The organism is Arcobacter sp. 15-2 (assembly GCF_047159865.1).
GTDB lineage: Bacteria > Campylobacterota > Campylobacteria > Campylobacterales > Arcobacteraceae > JAIOSF01.
Window position 1 is genome coordinate 1,928,685 of record NZ_AP038804.1, and the last position, 13,105, is coordinate 1,941,789.

The 13,105-nt window shown below is 28.1% G+C and carries 6 protein-coding genes; all 6 read left to right on the forward strand.

All coding sequences use genetic code 11. The features are described 5' to 3' along the window. Position 1: 1 nt before the first annotated feature. Genes ACMCMH_RS09950 through ACMCMH_RS09975 form a run of 6 tightly spaced genes read left to right on the forward strand, consistent with a single transcriptional unit; the run spans position 2 to position 13,041 of the window. Positions 2 to 1,186: an exonuclease SbcCD subunit D C-terminal domain-containing protein gene (locus ACMCMH_RS09950; RefSeq protein WP_412725120.1), complete on the forward strand. Its 1,185-nt coding sequence runs from the start codon at positions 2 to 4 to the stop codon at positions 1,184 to 1,186. Next, entirely contained in the window at positions 1,186 to 4,326 is a 3,141-nt protein-coding gene (locus ACMCMH_RS09955) for an AAA family ATPase (protein ID WP_412725122.1), read from the forward strand. Before ACMCMH_RS09950 ends, ACMCMH_RS09955 begins: the two co-directional genes overlap by 1 nt. Beyond that, complete coding sequence (locus tag ACMCMH_RS09960) at positions 4,323 to 5,213, forward strand: ORF6N domain-containing protein (protein ID WP_412725124.1); 891 nt, start codon at positions 4,323 to 4,325, stop codon at positions 5,211 to 5,213. Before ACMCMH_RS09955 ends, ACMCMH_RS09960 begins: the two co-directional genes overlap by 4 nt. Further along, entirely contained in the window at positions 5,194 to 5,898 is a 705-nt protein-coding gene (locus ACMCMH_RS09965) for a hypothetical protein (protein WP_412725126.1), read from the forward strand. Before ACMCMH_RS09960 ends, ACMCMH_RS09965 begins: the two co-directional genes overlap by 20 nt. Beyond that, the gene (locus ACMCMH_RS09970) at positions 5,891 to 8,215 is read left to right on the forward strand and encodes a DEAD/DEAH box helicase (protein WP_412725128.1); all 2,325 of its coding nucleotides are present in this window, start codon (positions 5,891 to 5,893) and stop codon (positions 8,213 to 8,215) included. The genes ACMCMH_RS09965 and ACMCMH_RS09970 overlap by 8 nt, the downstream gene beginning before the upstream one ends. Positions 8,216 to 8,220: 5 nt before the next feature. Further along, positions 8,221 to 13,041: a RecQ family ATP-dependent DNA helicase gene (locus ACMCMH_RS09975; protein ID WP_412725130.1), complete on the forward strand. Its 4,821-nt coding sequence runs from the start codon at positions 8,221 to 8,223 to the stop codon at positions 13,039 to 13,041. Positions 13,042 to 13,105 lie beyond the last annotated feature (64 nt).

The following is a 13,105-nucleotide window of genomic DNA, read 5'->3' on the forward strand; positions in this document are numbered from 1 at the left end:
AATGAAAATCTTACATACATCAGACTGGCATCTTGGTCAAAAATTTATGGGAAAAAGTAGGCAAGAGGAACACTTCTCTTTTCTCTCATGGCTTGTTGAGACAATAAAAAAAGAAAATATCGATGTGCTTATCGTAGCAGGTGATATTTTTGATACGGGAAATCCTCCAAACTATGCACTAGAACTCTACTATAACTTTTTAAAACAACTCTATTCTATACAAAACTTATATGTCATCATCACCGCTGGAAATCATGACTCTATCTCTACTCTTAAAGCTAGTAAACAATTACTTGAAGCTATGAATGTTTATGTTGTTACATCAGGGGAAAGTGATGAAAATGAACTTATCTCTATTTATAAAGAAAACAAACTGCAAGGTGTGGTTTGTGCTGTTCCATTTTTAAGAGATAGTGTTGTACGAAAAGCAATAAGTGGACAAACTGTAAATGATAAAGAATCATCACTCAATGATGGAATCAAACAACACTATAGAGATGTTTATGAAAAAGCGATTGAACTTACAAAAAAAGACAATCTTCCTATTATAGCTACTGGACATTTGACTACAGTAGGAAGTCGTACGAGTGAGAGTGAAAGAGATATCTATATAGGTGGAACACTTGACATAGGAAGTGATTTTTTGGGTAAATATTTTGACTATGTTGCACTAGGGCATCTGCATATAAATCAAACTGTTGGAGTAGATCATGTGCGATATAGTGGTTCACCTATACCACTTAGTTTTTCAGAATCAAATCAAAAGAAAAAAGTAAATATTATCTCATTTGAAAATGATAGCGTAAGTGTAGAAGAGTTAGAAATTCCTTTATATAGAAAACTACAAGTTTTAAAAGGTAACTTGGAAACTATAAAAAAAGAGCTTGAAAATATAGGAGATAAAAGCACTTGGTGTGAGATACACTTAAAAGATGAAAACCCAATGTTTGCAAATCAAGCACTAAGAGAGTATGCAGATGAGTTAGAACTCATAGTACTAGCTATCAAAATAGATAGAACCCAAAAAAAACTTGAAGCAAAAGAGTTAGAAGTAACTAGCTTAGATGAGCTTACTCCAACTCAGGTATTTCAAAAAAGACTCGATGTAGAAGAGTTAGAAGATATTGAGTTTATCGATGAACTTACTTTAAACTTTAAAAAAGTAGTAGAAATGGTGAGTATCTAATGAAAATACTAAAACTAAAAGCTTTAAATATAAACTCACTCAAAGGTGAAACTGAAATAGACTTTAGAACCTTTTTAAATGACAATGCACTTTTTGCTATCACAGGACCCACAGGAGCTGGTAAAAGTACTATACTAGATATCATCACTTGTGCTTTATATGGAAGAACCCCACGACTGAAAAATCCAAATGAACTGATGGCTCGACATACTGGCGAGTGTTATTGTGAAGTGGAGTTTGAGATAAAAGGGGAAATATATCGTTCTTCTTGGACTCAAAAGAGAGCTAGAAAAAACGCCGAAGGTAAGTTTCAAACTGCAAAGATGGAACTAAGTGATGTAAACAGTGCAAAAGTACTCAAATCAACACTAAGAGATGTACCTAAATATGTAGAAGAGTTATCAGGCTTAGATTTTGATAGATTTAAACAGTCTATGGTATTAGCTCAAGGTGGATTCGATGCATTTTTAAAAGCGGATGAAAAAGAGCGATCTACACTTTTAGAGAAGATGACAGGTACACAGATATATAAACAAATATCAGCCGAGGTATATGAACAGTACTCTTCTTGTAAATACGATATAGAGTTAGATAAAAAGATACTTGACACAAGAGAGTTATTATCGAGTACTGAAGTAGAAGAGAAAGAAAAAGTATTAGAAGAGAACAAAAAACAAAAACAGCTTTTAGATAAAGAAGAAAAAGAATTAAGAGAGATAAAAGTATGGATAGAGACTTTAGATAAGTTAGTACTAGAAGATAAAAACTATAGTGAACTTTATACTAGTAGCGTAAAAGAGAAAGAAGATAACAAAGAACAATACGAAAGCCTAACACTTGCTAACAAAGCTTTAAATATGCAAAGTATCTATCAAGAGTATACTGGTATAAAAACAACTATAGTAACACAAAAAGAGAAACTAAGAGTATATGATGAACAGTACAAGAGCTTAACTTCACAATTGCACTCACAAAATATACTAGTAGAGAGTGTAAAAAAAGAGTATGAGAAAGAAAAAATCTCTTTTGAACAAAATAGTCTCAAACTCAAAGATATACGAGCCTTAAGAGAACAAATAAATAGTAAAGAAAAACTACAAAATGATATAGAAAATAAGCTCTCTAATCAAAAAAAAGAGTTATCAAAACTTTTTAATGTAGAAATATCTAGTATAGTAGAAGATGAAGAGTATATCACTACAGCATATACACAACAAAAAGATAAAATCAAAGTACTATATGAGCATTTAGAAGTATGTGAAAAAGAGTATAGTACTATCGAGTCTATAGTAGTAGATAAGTTAAAAAAAGAAGAAAGCTACAGACAAAGCCTTAAAAGAATAGAACAGATACAAAATACAATAGTAGAGTATGAAAAGCTTTTAGTAGATATACAAAAAGAGAAAAAGTTATCAGTAGAGTTAACAAAACAAATAGAAGTAGATAGTACACTACAAAAAGAAAAGACAAAACTCATAGAGCAAATCACCCTAACTCTTCAAACACTCGTACAAAAAAGAGAAAATGAACTGCTCATAGCAAAGTATGAAGATGATAGAAAAAAACTACAAAAAAATGAAGAGTGTTATTTATGTGGTTCAAAAGAGCATCCATATATCATACATAGTGTAGAAGTAAATATAGATGAAACAACTTCAAAAATAGATGAACAAAAAAGTGTACTAGTAAAAGAGAATGAGAATCTAAAACTCTATGAAAACAAACTCCTTCTAAATAACAAAAAAGTAGAAGACTGTTTACTTGAACTTACTAAACTAAATGACACAAAAGAAAAAATAGAACAGTTTTTTAAAGATACAAACTTTACACTAGAACTCAACTCAAACGAAGAGTTAGAAGAGGAACAACAGACTTTAGAAAAAGAGATACAAGAGATAACAATCTTAAGAGAGAAAAAAGACAGAATCCAAAAAGAGAAAGAGCAGTTACAAAAGCAATATTATCTACTACAAGAACAAGAGATACAAATAGAAGCTATCTTAAAAGCTTTTGAAGAAAATAAAAAAGAGTTAAATACCCTTATAATTGAGATAGACTCTTTGAAACAAAAAAGTAAAACTATTTTAGATACAGATGATATAGAACTCTATGAAAAAAATATCACATCTACTTACTCTGCTATCCAAACAAAATACAATGACACAACAAAAGAACTCTCAACACTCCTCTCAAAAGAGGGGTTTTTAAATACTCAAATAAAAGAGCTACAGCTCAAACAAAAAAACGATGAGCTCAAAGTAGAAAAACTACAAACCGAGTTTGAAAAAGCTTTAGTAGAAAATGATTTTAAAACACCAATAGATTTTGAAAGTGCGATTTTACCAAAAGAGAAAAGAGAAGAGTTAAGTTTATTTTGTAATAGCATAGATGAAAAATACAACAGATATAAAACTCTACAAATAGATACAAGTAAAAAACTTGAAATGCATAAAAAACAAGAGATAAAAATCCGTCCATTTGATGAGGTGATCGATGAACTAAAAGTATTAGATGAAAAAATAGATGAGATACAAAAAAGTATCGGAAGTAGTGAAAAAGAGCTAGAGATAAATACTCAAAATAGAACAAAAAATGAAGAAAAAATAAAAGAGCTAGAAAAAAAACAAGAGAAATTTAAAGTATGGGTAAAACTAAACGATATGATAGGCTCGGCTGATGGAAATAAGTTCGCCAAGTTTGCACAAGGTATCACCTTAGATCAGCTCATAAGTTTAGCAAATCATCATTTGAGTATTTTATCAAGTAGATATGAGCTCAAAAGAAGTAGCGAACAAAAACAACTTTTAGAAATAGAAGTGATAGATAGTTTTCAAGGTGATGTGATCCGACCAGTCAGCACACTCTCAGGTGGTGAAAGCTTCATCGTGAGTCTTTCACTAGCCCTTGGACTCTCCGAATTAGCAAGCCAAAAGATTGCCATCGATTCACTCTTTTTAGATGAAGGTTTTGGTACACTAGATGAGGATAGTTTAGAAACAGCACTCAACGCTCTAAATTTACTTCAAAGTAGCGGAAAAATGGTAGGTGTGATTTCTCATGTGGAAGCATTGAAAGAGAGAATACCATTGCAGATAAAAGTTGTTCCGAAGGGTGATGGGACGAGTGAGGTAGAGATATGAATGAATTGATAATCGATGAAGATATAAAAAGTAAAATCTATACTATAAGAGATATGCAGGTTATGATTGATAGAGATTTAGCAAAACTTTATGGTGTAGATACAAAAGTATTTAATCAAGCAGTAAAAAGAAATATAGAAAGATTTCCTGAAAATTTTAGATTTCAATTAACACAGATAGAAAAAGATGAACTGGTCACAAATTGTGACCGGTTCAATACTTTGAAACATTCTAGTTCAAATCCTTATGCATTTACAGAGCAGGGTGTTTCTATGCTAAGTGCTGTTTTAAAAAGTAAAATTGCTATAGATATAAGTATGAAAATCATAAATAGCTTTGTAGATATGAGAAAAGTTATTTCAAGTAATAGTTTACTTTGCCAGAGATTGGATAATCTAGAAAAGAAACAGATGTCAAATGATGAAAGGTTTGAAAAACTTTTTGACGCTTTAGAAGATAACACTATCAAACCAAAGCAAGGGATATTTTACGATGGTCAAATGTTTGATGCGTACAGTTTTGTATCTGATTTGATAAGGGATGCAAAGAGTTCTATTGTATTGATAGATAATTATATAGATGATAGTGTCCTAACACTTTTTTCAAAAAATCAAACTATAGATGTAATTATCTACACAAAAACTATATCAAAGCAACTAAAACTAGACCTAGAAAAATATAACTCACAATATAAAGATATAGAGATAAAAAACTTCAAAGATGCACATGATAGATTTATGATAATAGATAATGTTGATGTCTATCATATTGGTGCTAGTTTAAAAGACTTGGGGAAAAAGTGGTTTGCTTTTTCTCGGTTTGATGTTGGGGCTTTTGATATTTTGGGTAGGTTGGAAAGGAATAAATTTGAACATACTAAATACTAAGTTAGAAAATATGAGTGACTATGGTAAAACAACAAACTGTAACGTATATTCAATACATGCAGAAGTTAATGATATTGAAGCTAGGGCAATAGAGATGATTGATATGATAGCTGACACAAGTTGGATTAGTCGACTTGATATTATTCCTAGAACTAGTTATGAAGCAAGAGCAAAAACTACAATTGATAAACTTATAAATGGTATATTAACACAAGTGACAACTACTGTAAATACAGAATTTGGAGAATTTTTAATCTCTGTTACTGCTCAAGATTCTTTAGAGTTACAATACAACCATACAAAAGTTCCTCTAGCAGAATTATTTAAAGAAAAGAAAACAGGAAACCCTGGTTTTGATTTTCATACGGAAAGCGATACTCAACTAATAGTATTTGGTGAAGCAAAATATAGTGGAGTTACAAATCCTCATACAAATGCATTAACTCAAATTTCTCGTTTTATTAGTCTTGAAAAAGATAAAATGGAATTGCAGGATTTACAAAACTTTGTTTCTAAAGAATCTGTAGAAAATATTTTAGTTGATAAAAAAGCATTTGTTGCTGCTTTTTCAATTAATAGTGAAAATCCACAAGCAATAATTGAAAATGCATTAAAATCTGAACATATAAATCCTTTACTGAATTATCATGAATTATATATAATAGGAATTACTATCAATGATTAAAAATATACTTGAGAACAATAATGTTGAACAAATTATAGCAACTATTTTAAATCGAATACATAAAGAAGGACCTATTAATGCATTGGATTTTGAAGCTCTATCATATATAAAAAGATTTCATAATTATATATTACAAAAATATGAAAAACAACTTTTATATACAATGGGATTATTTTATAAAACAAATGAACCTAAAAATATATTAGAAGAAGTATATTCTATATATGAAGATATAATTAACGATGAGACAGGCAGAAACTTTACACCAGTTCAGGCACATGCATATTTAAATATTCAAGATAAAACATATTTTTCTTTTTCAGCACCAACTAGTGCTGGAAAATCTTATTTATTTAGAGAAATAATTCAAAATGTTGATTATGATATTGTTATAGTTGTACCATCACGTGCATTGATTACAGAATATATAAATACTATTAATAATTTGTTATCTCATGACACATCAATTTTAATACTTCCATTTATTGAAAATATCAATAAGTCCAATACAAGTAGAAGAATTTTTATTATTACACCAGAAAGAGGTATTGAACTTTTTAAAAGAATTAATGAATTTAATATAGGACTTTTTTTGTTGGATGAAGCTCAAATATCAGAAGAAGGAATTAGAGGGATGAAATTTGATTCTTTTATACGACGGATTGACAAACATTTACCGAATGCTAAAAAGGTATTTGCTCATCCATTTGTAAATAATCCGGAGGCACAATTATTAAAACATAATTTTGAAAAAAAATCTTCTTTTATGACTTACGAACAACATACGGTAGGAAAAATATTTATTTCGTTGGATAAAGAAAAATTATCATATTTTTCACCATATCAAAAAAAAATCAAAAACCTATATGATGAAAACTCAGATATTGTTCTAGATGTTTTAAATAATAATGGTTCTATATTAATTTATGTATCAAAAGAAAAGATTTATACCGGTAAATATATTACAGATTTTGCAAAATATATTGATAAATGTGATAAATTAACAGATCCAAATGCAATAAAGTTAATAGAAAAACTAAGAAAATTTATTGGTGCTTCATCTTCAGGTAAGGAAAAATTCTCTGCATTAATATCTATGATGGAAAAGGGCATAGTTCTACACCACGGGTCAATGCCATTGAATGCAAGATTAATTATGGAAGATTTTGTAAGATTAAAATTTGCCCGTATTTGTTTTTCTACTGCTACCTTGATTCAAGGAATAAATATGCCATTTGATATAGTATGGATTGACAATTTTCATAATTTAAAAACATTAAATTTAAAAAATTTAATTGGTAGAGCAGGAAGAACTACTTCAAGTAGTGATAAGTTTGAATTCGGATATGTAATTGTAAAAAAGCAAAATATTGCTACTTTTTCTAAAAGATTACAAGAAAACTATAATTTAACAGAAACATCTATTATTGATGGGGATAAGTCTTCTATTGTTGATAATGACTTTAAAGATATAATTGAAGCAGTAAAAGATGATACATTTAATGATGATTTACATTTAACAAATACACAAGTTGAAAGACTTAAAGATAAAAATATCAAAAAAGACATAGAATACATTTTAAATACAATGATTATTGATAATAAGCCAATTCAAGCAAAAGTCTATACCGATTTAACAAAACATTTTAAAAAGAAAATTAGTGATTCCTTTAAAAATATTTTTATTACTCACCTAAGAAAAGACACTCTAAATCCGGGTGAAACAGGTGTATTACATTCCGCTATTCCAATTATGTTATGGCAAATTCAAGGTAAATCATTTAGTGAAATCTTATCTTTACGGTATGCATATTTATCAAAAAAAGATGAACGAAATAGTATTTTATCTAAAGTATATACCAATGAAATTACAGCAGAAGATGCAGAAAAAATGATTCAAGAGATATCAGTACACTTTAGTCCAATACCAAAGCCTTTACCCGACAATACTTTAGGAAATATAAATAGGTTTACAGGTGTATCTATTGATAAAATAAATTATGATTTATTAGTTTATGATACATATGATTATTTAGATAAAGTAATCTCATTATCATTGAGTGACCCTATATGTGCAGCATTTCAATTATATTATAATGATACAAAAGACAATAGAGCGATAATGATGAAAAACTATATTAGATATGGTACTAATAATACAACTGAAATTTGGTTATTAAGATATGGTTTTGAATTTGAAGATATTGAATGGCTACTAGAATATATTGATAGTATTAATGAAAATGAAATTATTTTCAAAGGTGAAATTTATGCCTTAGAAGAAGATAAATTTAATGTAATACAAAGATTTATATAATTTAAATGAAAAATAAACATACAATCTTTCTAGACCTAGAAGTAAATAAAAAAAACAAAAAGATAAATGAGTTTGGTTTGATATATAAAGATGATGAACTTAAAACATCATCTTTACAAGAGGTTAAAGAGTTTATCAATAACTGTGATACTCTCTATATCTGTGGTCACAATCTAATAGATTTTGATCTTGAAATTTTAAAAGAGACTTCTTTATACCAAGATATACAAGACTTCTCTTTTATAGATACGCTCCCTTTGTCACTTTTACTTTTCAATCAAAAGACAATACACAGCTTACCAAAAAACTATAAAAGTGAAGATGACTTTGCTAATGACCCTGTAGAAGATTCTAAAATCACTTTGGAACTTTTATGTAAACTTGAAGAGGAGTTTTTATCACTTCCTGAAAATAGTCAAAATATATTTTATAGTTTGTTAAAAGACGATAAGTATTTTAGTGGATTTTTTAAATATATCAATATCTCAAACCCTTTAACTTTCTCAGACACTAAATCTTTAAAAAATATGATTTACGATATACATAAAAATGTCATAGTAAACAAAGAGTATCTTGAAAAGATAATAGATTCAAATTCCGTTGAATTATCTTATATCTTAGCGTTGCTTACTCCACACATAGAGATAAAATCTCATCCTCCAAAAGTATTGTATAGCTATCCAAGTATCGTACAGATACAAAAAAAACTCTGTTTTGATATAGATAAAACGATAGATGAATTAAGTGCGTTTTCAAAAGAAACATTTGGATTTGGTACATTTAGAATATTTCAAAGGCTAAATGCAGATATATTTGATGATCAAACTATCTCACAAAAAGAGATAATCGAAGCATCGTTAAAAGATGATTCGTTTCTTGCTATTTTACCCACTGGTGGTGGAAAGACTTTTACTTTTTGGTTACCTGCAATTATCAAAGCTAAAGCGTATAAATCATTGACTGTAATTATCTCTCCACTTCAAGCACTTATAGAGGATCATATTACGAGTTTTGAGAGTAAAGTTGCAAACTATAAAGCTGTGGCTATTAGTGGATTTATGAGTCCGTTGGAAAGGGCTGAAGCGATTGAACAAACTATAAATGGGGAGGCTGATATATTATATATTGCTCCTGAATCATTAAGATCAAATGTAATCTTTAGTATTTTGAAAAATAGATTTATAGAAAGATTTGTTATAGATGAAGCTCACTGTTTATCTACTTGGGGTAATGATTTTAGGCAAGATTATTTTTATATTTGTGAATATGTTCAAGATTTACTTAAAAATAAACCATTTCAAGACCATATACCAATCTCCTGTTTTACTGCAACAGCAAAACCAAGTGTAATAGAAGATATAAATCAATATATCTTAAAAGGTTTAGATATAAAACTAAACAAATATTTAGCAGTTCCAGAACGAAAAAACCTACAATACAAATCTATACCCTCATCAAAAAAAGATAAGTATCGTGAACTATTAAAGCTTATTAATAATCATGAAGGTTCAACACTTGTATATATTCCTTCTTCTACAAAAGATTGTGATGATGTAGCAGAACAACTCTCTATGGATACTACAAAAGTGGTTAAATCTTTTCATTCTAAATTAGATTCACAAAAGAAGATGGAGATATTAAAAGGCTATATTGAAAATACTATTGATATTATTGTTGCTACAACTGCCTTTGGTATGGGAGTGGATAAGTCAAACATAACAAATGTAATACACTATGAGATATCAGAATCCTTAGAAAACTATGCACAAGAAGCTGGTCGTGGGGCTAGGGATGAAAATCTTACTGCTTCTTGTCCTATACTGTTTGATGAAGATGATATGGATAAACATTTTAATTCTTTAAATCGTTCAAAATTAACAGCAAATGAGATCAACTCAATCTTTAAAGTTATCAAAAATTATCCACAAGATATAGTAAATAAAACAGCTTTTGAGTTAGCAAGGGATGCAGGATGGGATGTAGAAGACAATGAAAATGAGTATAATACCAAAATAAAAACAGCTTTATTAGAACTTGAAAGGGAAGGATATTTAAGTAGAAAAAGAAATAAAACACAATTTTTTGCAGATTCTATTGCATCAAAGAGTCTAGACAAACTAAATAAGCATTTTGAAACTTCTGTATATTCAAAAGAGGAAAAAGTTCGATTATCTTTGATACTAAACACTATTGTTGGAAATGGAAAAGTTGAATCAGTTCAAATAGATGAGTTAGCCGACCAATTGGGATACAAAAAAGATGAGATATCTTTAAGTATACATCAACTAAAGCAGATGGATATTTTAGGTGACAGTAAAGACTTAAATTTGGAGACAAAAAAAAGTGATATAAAAAAATTTCCTTACATAAAACAAATAGAGATAAAATTGTTTAACTATCTAAATGGGTTAAATAGTGATAAAGTTACTACACGAGAACTAAATGAATATCTATATCAAGAAAAAGTAATTACAAAAAATCAAGTTGAACTTATAAAATCTATTATAAAAAATTGGAAAAATAAATCTACATTTTTGTTTACAAGAATTAATAGAGAAAGAGATTTATGGTATTTTGAATTTAAAGATAAAAAAAGTGTAAAAGACAAAATAAATCTAAGACATAATATATCTGATAAGCTATTAAATATATTTTTTAAACAAATAGATTCAAAAGATAAAAAAGAGATACAATTCTCCCTAAAAGAATTATATCTATATCTTGATAAAGAGGTTGATATTCAACAAATTGACAAAACTTTGTTATATCTTCACCATTTAAAAATTATAGAACTACTAAAGGGAAGATTTATCAACTATTCCCCAATGAACTTAATCAAAGAGGAAAAGATAAAAATACAAAATAAAATTTATACAAAAAATGAATATAAAAATAGACTTGAAAAGCACTATCAAACTAAAATAGAATCAATTCATATAATGTGTGAATATGCAAGTAGATTAAAAGATGATAATCACAAAGCGATTTTATTTTTAAAAGATTACTTTACATTACCTTATGATAATTTTAAGAAACAATATAATTTATTAAAAAAAAGAATATCAAGGCCCATATCTCAAAAAAGGTATAATAAAATATTTACTCAAATGTCAGATGAGCAAAAGCTTATCATAAATGATAAAACTACAAAAGCTATGATGATATTAGCAGGTCCAGGAAGTGGCAAAACTAGAGTTTTAGTACATAAAATAGCCTCATTGATTTTAACTGAAGATATAAAGCCTGAACAATTTATGATGTTGACTTTTTCAAAAAGTGCAAAATGGGAATTTAAGACCAGACTAAATGAACTTGTAGGAGCATTGTCCTACGATGTTGAGATACAAACATTTCACTCTTATGCTCTTAAATTAATAGCAAGAGATACAAAACAAAATGATGAGATATTAAATCAAGCTATAAAAGAAGCTACAAAATCTATACTTGATGGGGATATAAGGTTACCATATAAAGCTGTATTGGTTTTGGATGAATATCAAGATATAAATCAAGATAGTTTTGAACTTGTAAAAGCGATTTATAATACAAGTGATAAAGAGATGAGAATTATAGCTGTAGGAGATGATGATCAATGTATTATGAATCATATCGGTGCAGACACAAAGTTTATAGATCTGTTTAAAACCGAGTTTGCTTGCAGTGAAAATGATGAAGATCTATATAAAAAATATGAGCTATCTTGTAACTTTAGAAGTAAAAAACATATAGTTGAATACTCGAACCAATTTATAAAAAATATAACAAACAGATATAAAGACAATGTTTTATACCCCAACTCATCTGCAAATGGAGAGGTAAGCGTTTATATTAATAGTTGCACAAACCTTATAACACCAACAACAAATCTAGTAAAAGAACTAGTAAATAAGGATGAAAAAAATAAAAACATTGCCATTTTAGCTTTTACAAATGATGAAGTTATGCAGATATATTCACAACTACAAGAAAATGGGATAGATGCAAAATATATTATTGATAGAGAGAAATTTCATTTAAAAAATATTATTGAGATAGTAGAGTTTGAAAAAGTTTTAAATAGCTATTTAAATGATGAAACTAGATACTTAGAACAATACTTCTATAATGCCTTAGAGGTTATAAAAGAGAGATTTAGTAAATCATCAAATATCAAATTATTAGTAAAAATTGTCAATAGATTTTTACAAGAGAGTGAAGAGTACTATATATCACAATGGTTGTCATATCTAGAAGAGATCAAACTTGAAGATTTTGAAAACTATAGTAAAAATATCATTATATCTACTATTCACAAGTCAAAAGGTATGGAGTTTGATAAAGTAATACTAGTAAATAATCTAAAAAAGAATCATGATACAAAAAGCAATAAAGATGAACTTGTAAGATTATATTATGTTGGTATGACAAGGGCTAAAAATGAATTATATATTATAAAAAATGGTAGACAAAGACCACTACCTCAAGAGTATGTAACTTATATAATAGACACTGCAATATATGATAAATCAAATCAAACTTATACTTATATTATGAGTTTATCGGATATTAGTTTGAGCTTTAACTCAAATCGACATAACTATTTTACCGGAGAAAATGTATTTTTAACTAGACAAGAAAAATTTCAAAATCTATGTATAACACAAAATGAAAAAATATTAGGCACTTTATCAAAAGAGTTTAATAATACTATTATGAATAAATTAAAAAGTGGATATAGGATAGATAAAGTTATCATTGAGAATATTGTAGTATGGCATGATAAAGATAATAAGCAATATTTAAAACACCCTCTTTGTAAAATCACATTGCAATTGAAAAACCTATAAATTTATAGATATAATCTAATTTATATTTGTTAAGTTATTTTTTGATGTATAGGTTAAAATACCA